Source organism: Pseudomonadota bacterium, assembly GCA_037200975.1.
GTDB lineage: Bacteria > Pseudomonadota > Gammaproteobacteria > Steroidobacterales > Steroidobacteraceae > CADEED01.
Genome location: JBBCGI010000001.1, coordinates 2658247 through 2680074 on the forward strand (window position 1 = coordinate 2658247; position 21828 = coordinate 2680074).

At 61.4% G+C, this 21828-nt stretch carries 15 protein-coding genes; 12 read left to right on the forward strand and 3 right to left on the reverse strand.

What is annotated here, in order from left to right; genetic code table 11:
- Positions 1 to 9: 9 nt before the first annotated feature.
- The 12 genes from WDO72_11960 (at position 10) to WDO72_12015 (ending at position 19432) form a co-directional block, all read left to right on the forward strand.
- On the forward strand, positions 10 to 1695 hold the full coding sequence (locus WDO72_11960; GenBank protein ID MEJ0086394.1) for a ShlB/FhaC/HecB family hemolysin secretion/activation protein: 1686 nt from the start codon (positions 10 to 12) through the stop codon (positions 1693 to 1695).
- Positions 1692 to 4517, forward strand: coding sequence for a hypothetical protein (locus WDO72_11965; GenBank protein ID MEJ0086395.1), 2826 nt, complete (start codon positions 1692 to 1694; stop codon positions 4515 to 4517). Before WDO72_11960 ends, WDO72_11965 begins: the two co-directional genes overlap by 4 nt.
- 59 nt (positions 4518 to 4576) lie before the next feature.
- On the forward strand, positions 4577 to 6019 hold the full coding sequence (locus WDO72_11970) for a hypothetical protein (GenBank protein MEJ0086396.1): 1443 nt from the start codon (positions 4577 to 4579) through the stop codon (positions 6017 to 6019).
- A gap of 265 nt (positions 6020 to 6284) precedes the next feature.
- The gene (locus WDO72_11975) at positions 6285 to 7280 is read left to right on the forward strand and encodes a DUF1835 domain-containing protein (GenBank protein MEJ0086397.1); all 996 of its coding nucleotides are present in this window, start codon (positions 6285 to 6287) and stop codon (positions 7278 to 7280) included.
- Positions 7281 to 7368: 88 nt separating this feature from the next.
- Positions 7369 to 7581 (forward strand): hypothetical protein, encoded by a 213-nt coding sequence (locus tag WDO72_11980; GenBank protein ID MEJ0086398.1) that lies wholly within the window; start codon positions 7369 to 7371, stop codon positions 7579 to 7581.
- Between the two features lie 76 nt (positions 7582 to 7657).
- Positions 7658 to 8545 carry a fructose bisphosphate aldolase gene (locus tag WDO72_11985; protein ID MEJ0086399.1) on the forward strand — a complete coding sequence of 296 codons (888 nt, stop codon included), beginning with the start codon at positions 7658 to 7660 and terminating at the stop codon, positions 8543 to 8545.
- A 212-nt stretch (positions 8546 to 8757) separates the two neighbouring features.
- Positions 8758 to 9912: a Fic family protein gene (locus WDO72_11990; protein ID MEJ0086400.1), complete on the forward strand. Its 1155-nt coding sequence runs from the start codon at positions 8758 to 8760 to the stop codon at positions 9910 to 9912.
- 182 nt (positions 9913 to 10094) lie between these two features.
- Positions 10095 to 11132: an NERD domain-containing protein gene (locus WDO72_11995; protein ID MEJ0086401.1), complete on the forward strand. Its 1038-nt coding sequence runs from the start codon at positions 10095 to 10097 to the stop codon at positions 11130 to 11132.
- Between the two features lie 95 nt (positions 11133 to 11227).
- Complete coding sequence (locus WDO72_12000; protein MEJ0086402.1) at positions 11228 to 13402, forward strand: class I SAM-dependent DNA methyltransferase; 2175 nt, start codon at positions 11228 to 11230, stop codon at positions 13400 to 13402.
- Positions 13403 to 13460: 58 nt separating this feature from the next.
- Positions 13461 to 14729: a restriction endonuclease subunit S gene (locus WDO72_12005; GenBank protein ID MEJ0086403.1), complete on the forward strand. Its 1269-nt coding sequence runs from the start codon at positions 13461 to 13463 to the stop codon at positions 14727 to 14729.
- A gap of 15 nt (positions 14730 to 14744) precedes the next feature.
- Positions 14745 to 17852, forward strand: coding sequence for a type I restriction endonuclease (locus WDO72_12010; GenBank protein MEJ0086404.1), 3108 nt, complete (start codon positions 14745 to 14747; stop codon positions 17850 to 17852).
- 74 nt (positions 17853 to 17926) lie between these two features.
- Positions 17927 to 19432, forward strand: a complete 1506-nt coding sequence (locus WDO72_12015) for an RES family NAD+ phosphorylase (protein MEJ0086405.1) — start codon at positions 17927 to 17929, stop codon at positions 19430 to 19432.
- A 7-nt stretch (positions 19433 to 19439) separates the two neighbouring features.
- Here WDO72_12015 and WDO72_12020 read toward each other — a convergent pair whose 3' ends face one another.
- From WDO72_12020 to WDO72_12030, 3 genes are read right to left on the reverse strand one after another with little or no spacing between them, the layout of a single operon-like run.
- Complete coding sequence (locus tag WDO72_12020; GenBank protein MEJ0086406.1) at positions 19440 to 19988, reverse strand: hypothetical protein; 549 nt, start codon at positions 19986 to 19988, stop codon at positions 19440 to 19442.
- Positions 19988 to 20479 carry a hypothetical protein gene (locus WDO72_12025; protein MEJ0086407.1) on the reverse strand — a complete coding sequence of 164 codons (492 nt, stop codon included), beginning with the start codon at positions 20477 to 20479 and terminating at the stop codon, positions 19988 to 19990. Before WDO72_12025 ends, WDO72_12020 begins: the two co-directional genes overlap by 1 nt.
- On the reverse strand, positions 20476 to 21813 hold the full coding sequence (locus WDO72_12030; protein MEJ0086408.1) for a hypothetical protein: 1338 nt from the start codon (positions 21811 to 21813) through the stop codon (positions 20476 to 20478). Before WDO72_12030 ends, WDO72_12025 begins: the two co-directional genes overlap by 4 nt.
- Between the last annotated feature and the right edge of the window lie 15 nt (positions 21814 to 21828).

A 21828-nucleotide genomic window follows, 5' to 3' on the forward strand; every position in this document is an offset into this window, starting at 1 on the left:
GTACGAGCCGTGCACCACTCATTCATCCCGAGAACTTTGGCGTTGCTGCTGGTGGCCTCTGCGGCGAGCGCGCAGATCGTGATCCCGCCCGGCCTCGAGCCGGGCCAGATCCAGCGCGGCCTGCACGAGCTGCGATTGCCGGAGCGCAGCGTGCTGCAGGTGGCGCCGCCGACACCCGAGCAGGTGCCGCCCGCGAATGCCGCCGATCTCAAATTCACACTGCGCGGCGTCACCATCGAAGGCGCGACGGTGTATGAGACATCGACGCTGACCAGCGCGTTCACGATCGGCCAGGAGATCTCCGTAGCGCAGGTGTTCAGCATCGCGAATGCGCTCACCGCGCGCTACCGTCGCGATGGCTACGTGTTGTCGCAGGTACTGGTGCCCGCGCAGGACATCAAGTCCGGCCAGCTCAAACTACTGGCCGTGGAAGGCTACGTGGATCACATCCAGCTGCGCGGCAACGTCGCAGCCGATGACAGGCTGCTGACGAAATATGGCGCGCAGCTCGAGGGCACGCGGCCGCTGACCTCGGTGGCGCTGGAATGTTACCTGCTGCTGATCAACGATCTCGCGCGCGTGCGCGGCCGCGGCACGCTGGTGCCGTCCGCCACGACGCAAGGCGCGGCCGACCTGGTCGTCGACGTCGCACGCGACTACACCACCGTCTCCGTCGCCAGCAACAACCGCAGCAGCCGCTCGCTCGGCACGAAGCGCGCGAACCTGGACTTCGGCAGCTACGGCCTGATCGGCGAGTGGGATCACCTCGGCGTACATGCCGGCTCGAGCCTCGACGACAAGCTCACCTTTGTCGGCCTCGACTACGGCTCGGCGTTCGGCGCCCACGGCCTCCAGTGGGACCTGAGCACGACGGGCGTACGCGCCCGGCCGGGCCGCGCCGCCAACCTCGAGACCGCCGATCTCGAGACGAAATCCATCGCCTCGCAGCTGGAAGTGCGCGCGCCGCTTGCGCGTTCCCGCGCCCGCAACCTCTATCTACGCGCAGCACTCACCACGTTCGACGGCCAGAGCGAGTTCGAGAGCGCCGATCTGTCGAACGACAGCATCCGCGCCATTCACCTTGGCGTGTCGTTCGATGTCGCCGACGGTGCGCGCGGCATCAACACCGTGGACTTCGACATCGCCCAGGGCCTCGACGCGCTCGGCGCGCGCAAGCAGGGCACGGCGACCGCGCCATTGTCGCGCGCCGGCGGCCGCAGCGATTTCACGAAGGCCACGTTGTACCTGGCGCGACTGCAATCGCTGGGCAACGCCTGGGGCGGATCGTGGTCGGCGCTGGCGGCGGTGAGCGCGCAGCACGCCTTCACCACCTTGCTCGCGCCGGAGCTGTTTGCATTCGGCGGCGACACCTTCGGGCGCGGCTACGACGCAAGCGAGCTCGCGGGCGATTCCGGCGAGGCCTTCAAGTTCGAACTGCGCTACGCCGGCGCGTTGCCGGACCGCGGTGTCGCTGGGTATTCGGTGTACGGTTTCTATGACGTCGGCCGCGTGAGATTCCGCGAGCCGGTGAATGAAAGCGCCAGCGAGCATGCCAGTTCCGCGGGCGTGGGCCTGCGCCTGACCAGCCAGCGCTGGCAGGGCGCGATCGAGTACGCCATTCCGCTCGACCGCGACGTGGCCGCCGAAGGCAATCGCGACGCGCGGTTCTTCTTCGGCATCCAAGTCGGGATGTGAACGCGCGCCTGGCAGCAGCGCTGCTCGCGCTGTCGTCCATGGCCTGCGCGGCCGCGCACGCGGAGCCGCTGCCAACGGCCCCGCTGCTGCGCATCGATACGGGCCGGCACACCGCGTTCATCCACGGGCTGGCGCTGGACGAATCCGCCGGCAAGGCGTACTCCGCCTCTGAAGACAAGACCATCCGCGTGTGGCGTCTGGCCGATGGCCGGCTGCTCGATACGTTCCGCGTGCCGGCGGGTTTGCAGGCCGAGGGCCAGCTCTACGCACTCGCACTGTCGCCCGATGGTCGCACGCTGGCGGCCGCCGGCTGGACCTGCTGGGACACCGAGCATCACGCCTGCATCTATCTACTGGACTCCGGCACGGGCGAGCTGCGCGGCCGGATCGCCGGGCTGCCCGAAGTGGTCGCAACGCTGCGTTTCTCCCCGGATGGCAAACACCTCGCGGCCGGTATGATGGGCGCGGCGGGGCTCGAGGTATATCGAGTCGCCGATCGCTTGCGCGTAGCGGCGGATACCGAATACCGCGGCAAGCTGCTCGAGCTCGACTTCAGTCCGCATAACACGCTGATCACCTCCTCGCTGGACGGCTTCCTGCGCGTGTATGACGGCGCGTTCAAGCTCTCGGGCCGGGTGAACGCGGGACTTGCCGGCCACGAGCCGTTCGGCCTGCGTTATTCCCCCGACGGGCGCTACGTCGCCGTGGGGTACAACGACGTGCCGCGCGTCTCGATCCTCAACGCCGCGGATCTGTCGGTGCTGCGCACCTTGAAACTCGACGGCGCCAGCGCGCCGCGCAATCTCACGCGCGTGGCGTGGAACCGGAAGTCCCTGGCGCTGATCGCCACCGGCGAGCCGGTCGCGCCGCAGAATGCCTGCGTCTTCCGCTGGGTGGTGACCGCGCCCGGGCCGCCGCTGCAAATGCCATTGGCCCACGCGCGCATCGGCGACCTCGCCGTCACGAGCGACGACAGCGTGTTGTTTGCCGCCGAAGATCCGGCGCTCGGGCTCATCGACTCCGCCGGCCGGCGGCGCTATCTGCTGCTGTCCGGCGTGCCCGACTACCGGACCGCTCAACAAACGCTGCGCGTGGCCCGCGACGGCGCGACGATCGAAATCGCGCTCGCGCCGCAACCGCAATCGTTGCGGCGCTTCTCGCTGCTGCGCGCGCAGCTGGCGCGGCCCGCGGCCCCAGACGCTGCGCTGCTGCCACCGACCGTCGGCGCCCCCGGCTGGAAGATAAAACAGGCGAAAGACGCGCCGCTCACGATCAACGCCAAGCCGCCCGCGCTCGAGCCCTTCGAAACACCGCACGCGTATGCATTGGCGCCGCGCGCCGGCCTGATGGTGCTCGGCACCGAATGGGCGCTGCGCGCGCTCGACCGCAATGGCGTGCAGCGCTGGTCGATACGCATGCCAACGGTGGTGCGCGCGGTGAACGTCAGCGCGGACGAACACGCCGTGGTCGTGGTTCTGGGCGACGGCGCAATCCACTGGTTTTCCGTCGACGGCGCGTTGCTTGCGTCCGCCTTCATTCACGCGAACGGCGAGGACTGGGTCGCCTGGACGCCGCAGGGCTATTACGCCGCGTCGCCGTACGGGGACCGGATCGTCGGCTGGCAGATCAATCGCGGCGCGGACACCAAACCGGATTTCTTCCGCGCCGTGCAGTTCGAACGCACCCTGTACCGGCCAGAGTTGTTAGGCGGTCCGTTCACGGGCCAAGCGCCGCAGGCGGCCGCGCCGCTCATCGACAGCGCGCCGCCGCGCATCAGCGTCGAGCTGCTGTCGGTTTCGCCCGCGACACATACACGCCGCATCCGCGTGCGGGCAGAGAGCCTGGGTCTGCCGATGAGCGACCTGGCCGCGTACGTGAACGACATACCGGTCACGCCGTCGGCGAGTCGGGCGTTACGCGCGAACGAGCGGCTCAAGTTCACGCGCGAGCTTGACGTGCCGATCACCGACCGCGACAACACCGTGCGCATCGAAGTGTCCAACGGCCATTCGCTGGGCGAGACGGAGAAGTTCGTCACGGGCGAGACGGCGAGCGCTCCCGCCGGCGACTTGTATGTGCTCGCGGTGGGCGCCAACAAGTTCACCGATCTCGATGCAGACCTGTCGCTCTCATACAGCGCCAGCGATGCGGAGGAGTTCGCGAAGACTCTCGTGGCGGCGCGCGCCGGGCAATTCCGTCGCGTGCACCAGCAGACGTTGAGCGACAACGGAACACTGCCGACTCGCGCGGCCGTCCTGAAAGCGCTGGACGGCCTGAGCGTCGCGACGGGTGCGGACACCGTGGTCGTGTTCCTCGCCTCGCATGGTCTTTCGGACAAACAAGGAAACTACTTCTTCGTGCCGCGAGATGCGAAACGCACGGACATCGATACGTTGCTGGGCGGCGGTTCGCTGCCGGCCGTGTCGTCGCTGGTCGGCTGGCAGGAAGTCTCCGCGGCGCTGCGCAACACGGCAGGCCGGCGCTTGCTGATCGTCGACACCTGCGCCGCGCGGCAGATCTTCGGCACCGTGCAGGATTTTTCGCTGCTCAAGCGCTCGGCGTCGTCGCGCGTCGCGTTCATCCTCGCATCCAAAGGCGATGAGGAGTCGCAGGAATACGAGCCGGGCCGGCACGGCCTGTTCACCTATGGATTGATCGAAGGGCTCAAGGGCGACGGCGTCCTCACCGTGGCCGACTGGTTTGCCGGCGCCGCACGCACGGTCGAGCAGCTGCGCGACCGGCGTATCGGGCCCCAGACGCCGCAATTCATCGCGCCGCCGTCCTTGCGGGCGCTGCGCCTGCGAGGCTCCCCCGAAAAATAGCCCGCGGGCTGTCCAACACGCCGCACCCGCCGCGTATTCCTGAATAGGGAGTACGCAACATGATCCGCAAATCCTTCGCCTCGACCCTGTTTTTCGGCCTGCTGCTCGCGAGCCCCGCGTTCGCGCAGGTCGATCAATTCCTGCCGCCCCAGGGCGGCGAGGGCGGCGGACGGTTCGTCGCGCGCTGCGCTGGCGGCGACATCCTCACCGGCTTCGAGCTGCGCACCGGCAACGACGTCGACAACATCCGCCCCGTCTGCGTCTCCGCGTATGCGCCGGACGTCATCGGGCCGCGGCACGCCTTTTCGAACGGCTTTGGCGGCAGTGGCGGCGGCGGCCCGCTGACGCTGCTGTGCCCGGATAACGCGCCCGCGATCGCCGGCCTCGAAATCAAGTACGAGGGGCAGGACACCGTGATCGTGAACAACGTCCGGCTGTACTGCAGCATCGCCAAACCGAATCAGCCGCTGACTAACTACCCCACGGCGATGTTCGATGGCAAGCAGATCCATCACACCGACGCGGGGCCCTTCACCGGCTACGACCCGGTGTTGTTGTACGGCGGAATGCAGACCTGCCCGGCGGGCCTAGTTCCCGTAGGCATCCACGGCCGCTCCGGGATCTGGGTCGATGCCGTCGGCCTCATCTGCGGCCGGCTGTATCTCGATTCCTCGAAGCTGCCGTCGGTGCCCGTCAAATCGCTGGGCCGCGTGAACACCGGGACACCGTCGGGGCCGCCGAAACCCATCTGCGAGGCGGCGCGCGAAGCCCGCGCGCGCAATTCACCGGCCGCGCCGAATCTCGAGAAGCAATGCCAGGCCCAACAGCAGCAGCCGGTGAAGTCGTTAGGCCGCGTGAATACCGGCTCGGCGCCGCTGCCGACGCGCTCGATCTGCGACGCGGCGCGCGACGCGCTGGCGCGCAAGTCGCCCGCCGCGCCCAGTCTCGTCAACCAGTGCCGCGGAAACGGGGGCAACGCCGCCGCGGGCCCTGCCAACGCGGAGCTCGATGCCATGAGCGTGCGCGGTGGACAGATGGCGGCCAGCGACGAACTGGCCACGATGCTGCTGGCCCGCCTGCCCGACGACCCGGCCCGGCGCGGGTTCGTCATCGGCCTCGGGATCTGGGAAGGCAACACTGCGCCCGGCCCCGGCAAGCAGCGTTATCACGATGCATTGACGAGCGCCGAACAGCGCGGCTTCGACATTGCGGCCGCGTACTCGCTGACGCGCAACAAATACGCCGCGCTGGTCGGTGTCGGTGGTGCGATCGCGGCCGCGGACACCGAACTATCTGCATCGCGCTCTGCGCTGGAGGAAGACGGCTCCTACTGGCTCGGCTTCGACATTGCGAGCGGGTTGTTTGGCGACCCGGCGGCGGGTGCGGAGGGCGACAGGGCCATGAACGCCGGTGCGGCGGCGATTCGCGACACGCTGAACGCCGGACAGCAGCGCGGTTTCGACGCATCGATGGCGCTGCATCTGTCGCGCAGCTATCCGTGAATCCGGAGTCTGCCGCGCTCGCGTCGATCTTGCTGGGATTGCTCGCCTCGGTATCGCTGCCGCCCTGAAGATTGCGGCGAGCGGTGGCGACTGCTCGTTACGCCGGTTTCGAGCCTTGCCCCGGCCGCGACCGGCAAATACGCAAGACGGCTGGAAACTTTTACAAGATGCCGCACCGATTGCCGCGCCTGCGGGCTCTCGCGTTAGGATCGACGCCTGATGCTTTCGCCTCACAAGCCCTCTCCTTCCTCATGAAAGTGCCGCAGTGATCAAGCTGTTGCCGCCCGGTTTGCACTTGATCCTCGGCGACTCCGCGGGCGGCATCTTCACGCGCGTGTTCTTCGCGCGCGACCGGCTGCTGATCGACCAGGACGTATTGTCCTGCGGACCCACGCCGTACGTCACCGATCTCGCCGCGTGGACGAAGCTGCGCTTCGACTACTGGAGCAGCTTCGTGCCCGGCGGCGCGAGCGAACACGTCCATTCGCGTTTCAATCTCGTCGACAACGCGCAGCGCCTCGCGGATGCCGAGCGCGTGAACATCTGGGCGGCCACGGGGGTCAGCGAGCAGCTGTTCATCGCGTTTGCCGTCTATCTAGTGAAGCTGGTCGGCGGGGACCTCGCGCGTATCTCGCTGGTGGAGTGCGAGATGATGAATGGCCGCCGCATCATCGGGCTCGGCGAGCTGAACGAAGGCCAGATGCGTGCTGCTCCCGAACCGAGGCCGATGCCGGAGGAGATGACACAGCATTACCTGCGCGCGTGGGAAGCGTTGACGTTCCCCGATCCGTCGCTGCTCGCGGGTTTTGTGCGCGAGCATCCGCGGGCAAACCGCTGGCTCAAGCTTGCGATGCAATTGATGACGCGCCGGTATCCGGACAAACGTAACGGGTTGAGTTATTGGGATCACGCGTTGCTGTCGCGCGTCGAGGCGCGTGGGCCGGAAGTGTCGCGCATCATCGGTTACACCATGGCCGATACCTTCGAGCAAGGCGATCTCGTCGGCGACTGGTACCTTTTCGGCCGGCTGCTGCGGCTCGGCGGCGAGCGGAATCCGCAACCGTTGCTTGCGCTGAGCGGCGATCAGTCGAGCATCCGCAGTACCGAAGCCAAGCTCACCCCGTTCGGCGCCGAGGTCGTGAAAGGTGCCGCGTCAAACTACCCGGCGAATCCGGTCGACGATTGGGCGGCTGGTGTGCGGCTGTCTTCCGTGGAAGGTGCGTTGTGGTTCAACGATGGCGGCAAGCTGATCCAGCAGTGAGCTGGCTCGCCGTCTCACGGCCGGGCGCGGCCAGCGCCTATAGAGAGGAGTAGCCAGCCCGGTAGGCTGCCGTTCCAGGAGGACTGCCATGAACCCGATCCAGCCCATCAGCCCCGAACGTCCCAATGCCTCCGCCAAGCCGGGCACGGCGGTCGACGCCGTTTCCAACCAGGAAAACGAAGCGCCGGAGCAGGATGCGGATGTCAGCAGTGATCGCGCGGCTCCGGGTAGTGCGGGCGCCAAATCCTCGCTTGAAATCAACGAGATAGAGGATCTCGAAAGCGACGTCGAGGGCGGTTGAGTCCGCGATTGCCTGATGCGGGGGCCCCCATTACCATGCCCGCCTCTTATAAAAGGCTAACCAGAGGGGCGATTCAATGATCAATGAGCAGCAGGCAGCCAAGATCCGCAACCAGCCGGGATTCATCGCGGCGTTGGACCAGAGCGGCGGCAGCACGCCGAAGGCGCTGAAGCTTTACGGCGTTGAAGAGAACACCTACTCGGGCGAGGCGCAGATGATGGATCTCGTCCACCAGATGCGCACGCGCATCGTGACCAGCCCCGTGTTCACCGGCCAGCGCATCGCGGGCGCCATCCTGTTCGAGGCGACCATGGATCGCGAGTTCGGTGGCAAGCCGGCGGCTGACTATCTGTGGGGCAAGCAGGTAGTGCCGTTCCTCAAGATCGACAAGGGTCTCGCGGATGAGGTGAATGGCGTGCAGCTCATGAAGCCCATGCCGACGCTCGATGATCTGCTCAAGAAGGCGAAGAGCAAGGGCATCTTCGGCACGAAGGAGCGGTCGGTCATCAAGCAGAACAATGCGGAAGGCATCAAGGCTGTGGTGAAGCAGCAGTTCGAGATCGCAAGGCAGGTGCTGTCGCACGATCTCGTGCCGATCGTCGAGCCGGAAGTGGACATCAAGAATCCGGACAAGAAGGGTTCGGAAGAGATCCTCAAGAAGGAAATCCTCGCGGAGCTGGACAAACTACCGGCGAATCAGCAGGTGATGCTGAAGCTCACGATTCCGGATGTGGACAATTTGTATGCGGATCTCGTGAAGCATCCGCGCGTGCTGAAGGTGGTGGCGTTGTCGGGCGGTTACTCGCGCGACGAGGCCAACAAGCGGCTGGCGCGGCAGAACGGGATGATTGCGAGCTTCTCGCGGGCGCTCTCTGAAGGGCTCACGGCGCAGCAGAGCGATGCGGAGTTCAACAAGTCGCTGGATACGGCGATTGAATCCATCTACCAGGCTTCCAAGACCTGATCGTTGACCAGCCAGTAGTCCAAAGGCCCCGGCAGCGAAAGCTTCCGGGGCTTTTTCGTTCTGGCCCGCAAGAAGCGGTCCAACCTATGACCGTCAAACCGTTGATTTTTCGAAGTAATTTCAACCGGTGCATCCGTTAAGAAAGATATCTTGACTTGTATAATGCGTATAAGAAAGACTTCTTTCCTAGATACATTCGTTAGGAAAGCAAAGTGCCCCGAACCACCGGCTCTTATATATCCAACTCGGCAGCAGGCGAAAAAGTGCGGGCTTTCGTGCCCGCGCCCTTGCCCGTTACCCATCCGCCCATCTCCCTGGATGGAATCCTCGCGCAGAGGCTAGTCGCTGCGGAACAGGCACTGCGCCACCTCGATCTCGCATCGCAGATGGTGCCGTCGGTCGAGTGGTTTCTATATGGCTTCGTGCGCAAGGAAGCCGTCCTGTCGTCGCAGATCGAAGGCACGCAGGCGACGCTCACCGATCTTCTGCAATTCGAAGCCAGTGAAGACACGCAGCCCACGCCTGACGTCGAAGAAGTCTGCAACTATGTCGAGGCGCTGAAATACGCGCGTGCGCAGCTGGCATCACGCAAGGGTTTGCCGCTCTCCATGCGCCTGCTCAACGAGACGCACAAACGACTCATGCGCGGCGCGCGTGGGGCGCACAAAGCACCCGGGCAGATCCGTCGCACGCAGAACTGGATCGGCGGCTCGCGTCCGGGCAACGCCGCGTTCGTACCGCCGCCGCCGGAGGCGGTTCCCCAACTACTCGCGGCGCTCGAAAAGTATGTGCACGGCGACGATGCGCTGCCGCCGATTGCGCGTGCGGCGCTCGTCCATGTTCAGTTCGAGACCATTCATCCATATCTCGATGGCAACGGCCGCATCGGGCGCTTGCTCATCTCGCTGCTGCTCGAACATTGGAAGCTGCTGCCGTATCCGTTGCTCTATCTCAGCTTGTTCTTTCGGCGGCACCAGTCCGAGTACTACCGCCGTCTGGGTCGGGTGCGCACGGATGGCGATTGGGAAGGGTGGCTCGACTATTTCCTCGATGGAGTGGCCACCGTGGGCGAAGAAGCGGTCACGCTTGCGCGGGAGTTGTTCAACCTGGTCGCCGTGGATCGCGCGAAGGTGTTGGAGGAAAGCTCGACATCGGTCGCCGCCGCGCGGCTGTTCGAGATGTTGCCCGCCCACCCGGTGCTGAGCGTTACTAGTTCGATGCGGATGCTTGGCACCACCAAACCGACTGCTGCGAAGGCGATCGATACCCTCGTCGCGGCCAGCGTGCTCGTGGAAACCACGGGCAGAAAGCGCGATCGTTCGTTCTCCTATAAGGCCTACCTGGACAAACTCGGATCCGGGACGTGACGTTCATGAACATCTCGTCACTCGGGCCGCGCATGCAGGGCGCTGCCTCCAGGGTCTAGCTTTCCCATCTGGCAGAATCCGGGTGGAAAGTGGGTTCGACTTGAGATGACGCTAGAGGCGGACATGTGCATTGAACGAGACCGCTGGCCGCAGCAGCCCTCTATGCTCGCGCCGAATGAATCATGGCGACACTGATCCGCTCCCTCGGCTCCGCCCGCTTCGACAGCCGCGGCGAGCTGCGTCTGGCCGAACGCCTCAAAGACTTCCTCGAAGAGAACGCCTACATCTGGCACAACCTGCCGATGGGCCCGCGCGGCCGGCATCCCGACTTTGTCATCGTCCACCCTGCTAAGGGCGCGTTGGTGCTCGAGGTGAAAGACTGGCGGATGGACACGATTGCGTCCGCGAACAAGTCGGATGTGGAGCTCGTGACAACCGGTGGAACGGTTCGAACGCTCAGCCTCTTCGAACAAGCCCGCGGCTACATGTTCGATGTGATGAAGCTGATCCAGAGCGATGGGGTGCTTCTCCATCCGCCGGGTCACCCGTATCAGGGCAAGTCGATCGTGCCGTTTGGGTATGGCGTCGTGTTCACGAACATCATTCGCAAACAGTTCGCGCAGACTGACCTGCATGAAGCTTTTCCTGAAGACCGCTGTGTGTTCAAAGACGAGATGAGTGAGAGTGTCGATCCAGAAGCCTTTTGCGCTCGGCTCTGGAAGATGGTGCCGCCGCGGGTGGGTTCGACATTGACTCTCCCCGAGTTCGATCGCTTGCGCGGCCTACTCTTTCCCGAGATTCGGATTCGTCAGATCGCGCTTCCGCTGGAAGCGAAGGCGTCAGGGCAAAGAGATCAAATCCTCGCGGTGATGGACTTGCATCAGGAGCAGGTGGCGCGGTCATTAGGCGAAGGCCACCGAATCATTCGTGGCGTCGCCGGATCGGGAAAGACGCTCATCCTGGCCTTTCGCGCCGAACATCTGGCGCGGGCGGCCAGCAAACCCGTGCTGATTCTTTGCTACGCCAACGGCATCGCGGGGAGGCATCGAAGATGCGATGAAAGAGCGTGGGGTAGAAGTTCGCGTTCACTATCCGCGGCTATGCCTGTCAGGCTCGCAGTTACACACATCCTACCCACGGCTAACTACCACGCCGGGGCCATCAAGTGGACGGGCCGGACAAGTGGCCGCACAACCGCCGAGATCGGTCCGAAATATTGATTTAGGCTACACTTCGGCCCGGCCCCAGCAACTGAATTGGGGCTTAGCGGCAGCATAAGAAAAGTCGAGAGAACCAATAAGATGCCACTGACGCAATGAATGTCCACACCCACGAAGAACTCAAGAGCCACATCTGGGATATCGCCAACCGCCTGCGTGGCCCATACCGCCCGCCGCAGTACCGCTTGGTCATGTTGCCGCTTGTGGTGCTGCGGCGCCTGGATTGCGTGCTCGAACCGACCAAGGATGCGGTTCTAAAGGCACACGAGAAAAACAAGAAGCTGGCTCCGGCCGCGCTCGAGAAAATCCTCAGCAAGGCCGCGGACCGGAAGCGCAAGAACACTGTCCTCTACAACACCAGTTCGTACACCTTCCAGAAACTCCTGGGCGACGCCGAGAACATCGCGTCCAATCTCGTGTCGTACATCGATGGCTTCTCGCCCACCGCACGCAACATTTTCGAGAAGTTCAAGTTCAGCGAGCAGATCGAGAAGCTGGATACCAGCAACCGGCTGTTCACCATCGTTAAGTTGATGGCCGAGATCGATCTGCACCCATCGCGCATCGACAACCTGCAGATGGGTTACCTGTTCGAGCATCTAGTGATGCGCTTCAACGAACAGGCAAACGAAGAGGCCGGAGATCACTTTACACCGCGCGAAGTTATCCGACTGATGGCCAACCTGGTCTACACCGGGGAGAAGGATGTCTACACGCCCGGCATCTACCGCACCATCTATGACCCGACCTGCGGCACCGGCGGCATGCTGTCTGAATCCGAGAAGTTCATCCTCGATCAGAACGCACAAGCCAACCTCGCGCTTTTCGGGCAGGAATACAACGACGAGTCCTGGGCGATCTGCTGCTCAGACATGCTCATCAAGGACGAAGACACTAAGAACATTGTCCTCGGCGACACTCTGGGCGACGGCAAGACCCGTGACGGGTTCCAAGGCAAACACTTCCACTACCTGTTGGCTAACCCGCCGTTCGGCGTGGAGTGGAAGGACCAGAAGGTCACCGTCGAGAGAGAGCACAACGATCTCGGCTTCGACGGCCGCTTCGGCGCAGGCTTGCCTGCCATCAACGACGGCTCGCTGCTGTTCCTGCAGCACATGATTTCCAAGATGTACCCGTACAAACACGGTGACGTGGATGCGGTGGGATCGAAGATCGCCATCGTCTTCAATGGTTCCCCGCTGTTCTCAGGCGACGCGGGCTCGGGCCCTTCCAACATCCGCCGCTGGATCATCGAAAAGGACTGGCTGGATGCCATCGTCGCATTGCCGGACCAGCTCTTCTACAACACGGGCATCTACACTTACGTCTGGCTGGTGAGCAACCGCAAGCCGAAGGAGCGGCGAGGCAAGGTGCAGCTCATCGACGGTACGCGCTTCTTCCAGAAGATGAAGAAGAGCCTGAACAACAAGCGTAACGAGATCACCGAAGAGCAGATCCGGCAGCTGACGCACCTATACGGTAACCACCGGGACGGCGAGACCGCGCGGGTGAAGATCGACGACGAGATTGAGACCCGAGTGGTTTCCCGCATCTTTCAAAATCACGAATTCGGGTATCTCAAAGTAACCGTCGAGCGTTCGCTAAGAATGAATTTCGAGGCCAGCGCCGAGCGCATCGCGCGGTTGAACGATCAGACGGCATTCGTCAACCTGGCCGTCTCAAAGAAGCGCAAGGACACCAAGGCGAGCCAGCGTGAAGTCGCCGAAGGCGAAGCCCAGCAAGATTTGATCCGGAAGTTGCTGGCTTCGATGGCTGGCAAGGGACGCTACCGGGATCGCGCGCAGTTCGAAATTGACCTGACGGATTCGGCAAAGCGCACCGACATCAAGCTGGCAGCGCCGGTAAAGAACGCCGTGCTCGCGGCGCTGGGCGAACGAGATCCGAAAGCGGAAATCTGCCGGGATGCCAAAGGCAATCCGGAGCCGGACAGCGAACTGCGCGATACCGAAAACATTCCTCTGCCAGCGGACACCAAACTACCGCTGCCGATGGCGTTCGGCCCGGACAAAGACAACGCGGACCTGGTAAAGAAGTTCCGCAAGGACATTGACGGTTTCATTGCGCGCGAAGTGCTGCCCCATATACCCGATGCGTGGGTGGACTACTCCAAGACCAAGGTCGGGTATGAAATCCCGATCAACCGGCATTTCTACGTATACAAGCCGCCGCGTCCGCTGGCCGAGATCGAGGCGGACATTGCGGGGCTGGAAGCCGAAATCGCGCGGTTGCTGAAAGGCTTGGTCTCGTGAATAAGGACATCGCGCCAGCCACCGAAGGCCAACTACTGATCTGTGGGAGAACAGGCAAATGAGCCATCCCGCAGGTTGGTCGCAAAGGCGGCTAAAGTTCGTCGCCACCTATAACGATGAAGTATTGCCTGAAAATACGGAAGATCTGACAGAGATCCACTACGTCGAGATTTCCGGCGTGTCGCTCATTGGTGGACTCGAAGAGGTCAACAGACTCGCGTTCTATAAAGCGCCTTCGCGTGCACGGAGAAGGGTTAAGAGTGGCGACATCCTGATTTCAACAGTGCGCACTTATTTGAGGGCAATTGCGGCAATCAAGCTCGCACCAGATAACTTGATTGCGTCGACGGGTTTCTGCGTAGTTCGACCGGGGGATGCTGTTGATTCGGAATTTCTAGGTTGGGTTGCGAAGTCTGAACCCTTTGTTTCTGAAGTCGTCTCACGCTCGGTTGGTGTCAGCTATCCGGCGATCAATTCAAGCGAGTTAGTCACGATCAATGTGCCTTTGCCGCCGCTCATATCTCAACGTCATATTGCTGCGTTCCTGAATGAAAAGACCGCGCGAATCGACGCGCTGATCGCCAGGAAGCGTGCGCTGCTGGAGCGGCTGGCCGAGAAGCGTCAGGCGCTCATCGCGCGGGTCGTGACTAGGGGCTTGAATACTCAAGTACCAACGAAGCCGTCAGGTGTTAACTGGTTAGGAGATGTTCCGGCGCATTGGGAGATAGGAAACCTCCGTAGATTCGCGCAGATGAGAACCGGACACACGCCGTCTCGATTAGTTGCTGAGTACTGGGATGACTGCAAAATTCCATGGTTCTCTCTGACCGATGTCTGGCAACTACGTGATGGCACGCGTTGGTATCTGGGGGAAACGGAGGAAAAAATCAGTGAACTCGGGCTAGCAAACTCCGCGGCGGAGCTACTTCCGGCCGGTACAGTCATTTTCTCCAGAACTGCATCAGTTGGATACTCGGGCATCATGCCTGTCGCAATGGCGACAACTCAGGACTTTTGGAACTGGATTTGCGGACCAAGATTGCACCCGGAGTATTTATTGTTGCTCTTCCGCGCGATGATACAAAAATTCGAAGAAAGCACAAGCGGTTCGACACACAAGACTATCTATCAGGGGGTTGCCGCTGGTCTGGAGATTTGCGTCGCGCCCCTCCATGAACAGAAAGCAATCGTCGACTTCGTCTTCCAGAGAGCGACCGCAATTGATCAGGTTGCAATGCGCGTTCGGAAGTCAGTTGAGAAACTGACGGAATACCGCGCGGCGCTAATAACCTCCGCTGTCACAGGTCAGATTTCAGAACTGCGCTGAACGTCGGGAGTTTGCATGTCCGGCCATACCGAGAACGATTTCGAAGCCGCGATTGAAGCCGGCCTTGTTGGCGCGGGCGACTACGAGAAACGCTCGCCAAGCGCCTATAGCGGAGCTTTGGCACTGTTTCCTGAAGACGTGATCGGCTTCCTGAAAGACAGCCAACCTCTCAAATGGGATCAACTGCAAAAGCTGCTTGGTGACAAAACCGGAGACACGCTCCTCAGCGACCTCACCCGAGAACTGGAAATCAAAGGCACGCTGCACGTGCTGCGCCACGGCTTCAAGAGCTACGGCAAAACCTTCAGGCTGGCGTACTTTCGGCCCAACACCGGCATGAACCCCGAGGCGGTGGAAAAGTACATTCACAACCGTTTCACCATCACTCGCCAGGTCGCTTTTACGTCGGTGCTGAAGAAGCCAGAGGGTGGCCAGCGCAGGTGCATCATTGACGTGACACTCGCCGTCAATGGCCTCCCCGTCGCTACCGCCGAACTGAAGAATCCGCTGACCGGACAGCGTGTCGCCGACGCCGTGCATCAGTACATGAACGATCGTGACGAACGCGATCTGCTGTTCGCGTTCAAGAAACGCGCGCTGGTGCATTTCGCGGTGGATCCCGACGAAGTGCGCATGACCACTCGGTTGAAGGGCAAGGAAACCGTCTTCTTGCCATTCAATCGTGGCAATGGCCACGGCGCCGGCAATCCGCCGGTCCAAGGCAACTGGAAGACCCACTACCTCTGGGATGAAGTGCTTCGGGCCGACAGCCTCCTCGACATCCTGCAGCGCTTCATGCATCTGGAAACGAAGGAACGGCAGATCAAGACGGATCGAGGTGTGCGCACGATAGTCAAGGAAACGATGGTCTTCCCGCGCTACCACCAACTTGATGCGGTGCGCCGGCTGGTCGCCCATGCCCGGGCAAGCGGTTCGGGTCGCAACTACCTGGTTCAGCATTCGGCCGGTTCCGGAAAGTCGAACTCCATCGCGTGGTTGGCGCATCGGCTTGCCAGCCTGCACGACGAGCAGGATCAGAAGGTTTTCCACAGCGTCGTGGTCGTCACCGACCGCCGCGTGCTCGACCAGCAGCTGCAGAACACTATCTACCAGTTCGAGCACAAGACCGGCGTGGTCGAAAAGATCGACGAGAACACGCAGCAGCTCGTGCGCGCGTTGTCCGGTGGTACACCCATCGTCATCACCACCATCCAGAAGTTCCCATTTATCTCGCAGGCGCTGGCGACATTGGACAAGAAGGGCGAGGGCGTGAAGATAGATACCGCCGGCAAGCGCTACGCGGTGATCGTGGACGAGGCGCATTCCTCGCAGAGTGGCGAGACGGCGACCGCGTTGCGCGGCATGCTGAATCGCGCCGGTATCGAATCGGCAATTGCGGCGCAGCTATCTGATGAAGAGGATGACAGTCTGACCGAAGAGGTTCGAGCGACCATCCTGCGCGACGCGATGAAACGCACGCGCCAACCGAACTTGAGCTTCTTCGCTTTCACCGCAACCCCCAAGTTCAAGACCAAGGCCTTGTTCGACGAGCCGGGACCGAACGGCACTTCGCCCTTCCACGAATACAGCATGCGTCAGGCCATCGAGGAAGGCTTCATCATGGACGTGCTGCGGAATTACACCACCTACAAGCGGTTCTTCGGCTTGATCAAGAAGGTGGAGAACGATCCGGACGTTCCGCGGCGCAAGGCGGCCAAGGCGTTGACCAGGCATGTGGAGCTGCATCCGGTCAACATCGAACAGGTGGTGTCGGTCATCGTCGAACACTTCCGGCTGAACGTGCTCCACGAACTGGGCGGCCGCGCCAAAGCGATGGTTGTGACCGGTTCTCGCCTGTCCGCGGTCAAGTACAAGCTGGCATTCGATCGCTACATCAGAGACCAAGGTTACGAAGGCATCCGTTCTCTGGTTGCGTTTTCCGGCACGGTGGAAGATCCCGACGATCCCGGCTCGGCTTATACCGAAGTGTCGATGAACGAAGGATTGTCCGAGAGCGAACTGCCGGAGGCCTTCGACGGCGATAACTACCGTGTTCTGCTGGTGGCGGAGAAGTACCAGACCGGTTTCGATCAGCCATTGCTGCAAACGATGTACGTAGTTAAGCGGCTGGCCGGTGTGCAGGCGGTACAGACGTTGTCGCGACTCAATCGGATGGCGCCGGGCAAGGCGCGAACTTTCGTACTCGACTTCGTCAACGAGGAAGCGGAGATCTACGACGCATTCAAGCCTTACTATGAGTTCACTCCGGTGGGTGATAACGCCGACCCCGGACAATTGTCGGAGCTGCAGCACAGGTTGCTGCAATCGGCGATATTCACGCCCGCCGATGTTCAGGTATTCGCTGAAGTCTGGTATCGACGCAAGCGCGACCATTCCGCCAGCGACCACCGCCTGATGAACTCGGTGTTGGACAAAGTGGTGCAGCAGTTCGGCGAGCGCGAAGTGGAGGAGCGGGAAGAGTTCCGTGGACAGCTGACAGCCTTTCGCAACCTCTATGCCTTTCTGTCGCAGATCATTCCTTACCAGGACACCGAGCTGGAAAAGCTCTACACCTTCTCGCGCAACCTGATCGCGAAGTTGCCGCCGCCTGACGATGGCGGGAATTTCGTGCTCGATGACGAGGTGGCGCTGCGCTATTACCGGCTGCAGCAGATGACGGAAGGATCGATCGAGTTGTCCGAAGGCTATGCGGCGCCGCTGAAGGGCCCTACCGACGTGGGCACGGCACGCGTCGCCGACGAAGAAGTGCCTCTATCCAGCCTGGTGGATAGATTGAACGAGCGCTTTGGCACCAATTTCACGGAGGCAGATCAGCTGTTCTTCGACCAAATTCGCGCCACTGCCGAGCAGAGCGAACAGATCGCGGAAGCCGCGCGCGCGAACAACCTGCCGGACTTCACCGCCTATCTGGATCGCGTGCTGGACGAACTGTTCATCGATAGGATGGAAGGCAACGAAGAGATCTTCTCGCGAGTCATGACCGACAACGCATTCCGTACCGCCGCGCATCAGCACCTGGCTGCCGAAATCTTCAACCGGGTCCGGAGTAAGACCGACGGGAAGCGCCCTGAGAGTGGGTTGCGTGATCCGGATGCAAGCTAAGGCCTGTGTGTGCGCAGCGGCAATTTCCGAGAAGCTAGCCTGGGCTTAAGCGTGGCGAGTGGCTGGAGAGCGATGTGAGCGACGACGACCTTGATGTTGAAGATTTAAAGAAGAACTGGATTTGCGTCGATTGCGTCGGCGAGGATTTTCTGCGCGCTGAAATCGAACGCCTCGGCACGAACGAAGCTTGCTCGTACTGCGACAGCGAGGAGAAGACGATCTCGCTGGAAGACTTCTCGGACTACATCGATACCGCGTTCGAGCAGCACTACCACCGCACGTCGCCCGATCCCGAAGATGGAATCGACTGGCTCATGGCGAAGGAGGGCAATTGGGAGCGCGCAGGCGAGCGTTCGACCGACGCCATAGGCAATGCAGCCCGGATCGACGAAGACCCCGCTGAGCATGTGCGACAGATTCTCTCCGACCGGCACTACGATCACCATGAGGCGAAGACCGGGGCGGAGGGTGAGTTTGACGAGGACGCCCACTACGAGGAAGGGCCCGTCCAGGATTACGAGCTGCAAGCGGAATGGCAGCACTTTCAAAAAAGCCTGCAGACGGAGTCGCGCCTGTTTAACAGCGCGGCGGCGGCGACGCTGGATTCGGTGTTTGAGAAGGTCGAAGAGCACAAGACGCACGACGGGCGCTCGGCGATTGTTGATGCGGGGCCGGGCAAGCCGATTAGCGCCTTGTACCGGGCGCGGGTTTTTCAGTCTGGTGAGAAGCTCGAGGACGCGCTCAAGCGGCCGGACCGCGATTTGGGGCCGCCGCCACCCAAGTTCGCGATGGCGGGAAGGATGAACGCGCGTGGAATCGCCGTGTTCTATGGCGCGACTGACTCTGATGTCGCGCTCGCCGAGACGAGGCCCCCGGTCGGGAGCAAGGTGGCTGTCGCGAGATTTGAGATTACGCGCCCGCTCCGGCTCCTTGATATCGAAGTACTGCGCGAAATTTTTGTCGAAGGCAGCATCTTCGATAGCAGCTTTCTGGGTCGGCTGGAGAAAGCCAAATTCCTTCGCACGGTGAGTCACCGAATTACTGCACCAGTTATGCCGGATGATGAGCTGTTCGACTATCTCGTTACACAGGCGATAGCCGACTATCTAGCGGGCCGCAGTGACCTCGCGATTGACGGCATCATCTATCCATCGGTTCAAGATGGCGGCAACAAAAAGAACATCGTTCTGCTTCACAAGGCGGCGCGGGTCGAGAATCTCGATCTTCCCGCTGGAACTGAAATCAGTTCCTTCCTGCATCACTACGATGAGGACGGCGAGTCTCCGGACTACTCGGTGCACGAGGAAGTGCCGCCCGCGAAGAAGGAGCCGGAGAAACATGATCGCGTTTCCGACTTCATCGAGGCGCTAACTCGCCATCCTGGAATGCCGCGCGATGACGATACGCGACCGACGACCCTCAAGATCGATCTCGACTCAATCGAGGTGAATCACATCCAGAATGTAAGCTACGGCAAGAAGCAATTCGGCGTTCGCCGTCATCGCAGCGAAAAGCGCGAACCGACTTTCGCGCGGATGCCGACCGATGCCGAGCGCGATGAGTTACTGAAAGACCTGTAGCGCCTGCTCAAGCAGGTGAGGCGGGAGTCCAGCCGAGTTCGGTTTCTATTTTCTTACGATAGCTCGTGGCGATCTGAGGCGGCGCGAACCGAATGTAGTTTTCTGCATTTTGGCGTTCTTCGCCGGTCAAGCCGCCGAGGTATTTGACGACCTGTTTTGCCGTGCGCTTTCGAGGGAGGTCAGGCCCTAACGCCGTCCAGATCACGACGTCGATCCTTCTTTCCCGCGCCCACGCAGGAAGGCCAACGATATTCTTTGGCGAACGTCCCTTCGTCCACGAAGCGATACTGGCAGCGGCAGTTCCCTCTCGGATTCTCAATCCTTCTATCGCCGAAACAATGTCCGGATAGTCCATAACGGCCCACAGAGCTGGTACCGGATCGGCGGAGCGGTGAAGTACGAGCGTCAATCGACCGTTCGCCGTTTTCTTGGCATCCGATTTTCGAAGAAACTCCACGCGAACCTGCGGGCCGTCTGTGAGCCATGCGGTCTTCAGGCGGAGTTTCTCAGGCTTCCAGACCAGCGATCCCCAGCCCAGGCACGCAATGAGCGGCATCACGCGGCTCCCTTCGTTGTAGTTTGTCTTTTCCAGACACATTTTCCGATGGATCGGAACTTGCTGATGCCGAGCGCTCCCCGCTCGTTGCGCGACTTCGATCCTGGCGCTGTTAGCGCCGCGATGACTGATTCGCGGTTGGCTTCGTAGATTGCAGTCGCATCAAGCGCCTCATCCATCAGCACAAGCAGCACGGCGTCGAATTCCTTCTTGATGTCGATTTTGCCGATGCGTTGACCTTGCTTGCTGCCCGGAAGAATGCAGCGGCCTTTGACTTGAAGACGGACGCGGACGTCATTCTCGAGACGGATCGCGTCATAGCCCGCCGTTCTGGCTTCCGTCAGTTCCAGGCCGAGAATGCGCGCCGCTTCGAATTCCGCGACTTCGCCCGTGACGCCGAGCGGCTTGCCGGTCAATGTGCGGTAGCGCCGGGCGAGCTTCTTCGCCTCGGAGAGTACAGCCAGAATTTCATCATGGGTTTCGTTCGTCATGATGTTTTCAACTGCTTTGATTTCATATCGAACTGTTGATACTCAATGGGCAGGACGAAGTCCCGACGCAGACATTCGATATAGGCCTTTGCCTTCTTGTCAAAGCCAGCTTCGCCGACAACGACCAGTCGGTTGGCTCTCGTTGCACCCGGCCAGCAGGAATATTCAAGTAATTGTCCGAGTGCTTCGCGGATGCATGCTTGCGCCGATCCGGCGGTCTTGATCTCGTAATAGACGCGCTCGTTACCGCCACGCACGTAGACATCGATGCTCGTGCCGTTGCCTGTCGGATACTCCTTCTTGGTGCTGCCTTCGCCGTGGATCGCTTCAAGATAAACGGCGAGCGCGTCACCGATCTTGTTGTGATGCAGATCGACTTCGATCGTCTTTGCAGTGCGTATGTAAGAGGTCTTGGCTGCGCGCGACTTGGCGCGGGAACCTTGCCGTTCGCGTTCGGCGGTGCCTGCCGGGAAGCTCTCTTCGCCCTCGACGTATTCGTACACCGGCAATAGCTGATCCAGGTCATCCAGAGCGGCATCCAAGTCGATTGCATCGGCGGGTTGAAGCTTGCCGATGAAGATGAAATTGCCGAGGTGAATGTCTTCAGTTGGAATCGTGGCAACCGGATGGTTCGGCTTGCGCCCGCTATCCCAGCGCCACATCTCAAACCCCTCGAATGTCTCGGGATAGACGCGGAAAAACTTGTTGAAGCGCTCGATTTTTGGGGCCAAAAGAGCGACGACCTTATCCTCGGGAAGCTCCCGCGTCGGCTGCAATGAGAAAGCGATGCCGTAGCGAAAGGTTCTAATGTCGTCTACCAGCTCGAAGCCCACGTTGAACTGCAGCTCACTTAGGCCGCCGACGTGAAAAACATAGTCTCTGTCTTTGTCGGCGTCAGGAACCTTTGCGTAGAAGATCGTGCGCGGCAGTCGCTCCTTCCTCTTGTGCTGCTTTCGCCACTCCGGCAGGCCGCCGATGGGATGGGCCAGGGCATGTTCGTTCAGCGCCGTCACAACCTGCTGTAAGCTCATTGCGCGCGGGCGAGTCCGGGGCGCAATTGATCCATCGCGGTAGAAGCGCACGGTCTCATCGTCCATCTCTACTGGGCTGGTCTTGAATCCGGCTCTCTGCCATTGACCGGCTTGTGGGCTCGATTCCTGATTCTCCCACCACTGCCTGTGATTGCGCGCGGTAGCCGGCAACTCTCTGCCGAGAATTTCTTCGACTTCGATAAAGGTCAAGACTATTTCCCGTGTCGAATGCGGAAGGTTAGACAGATATTCACCGAGCGCAGCATAGATGCTCTCGCGATTCCTCTTGCGTACTGCAGCCATTGGTTTCTCCCACAG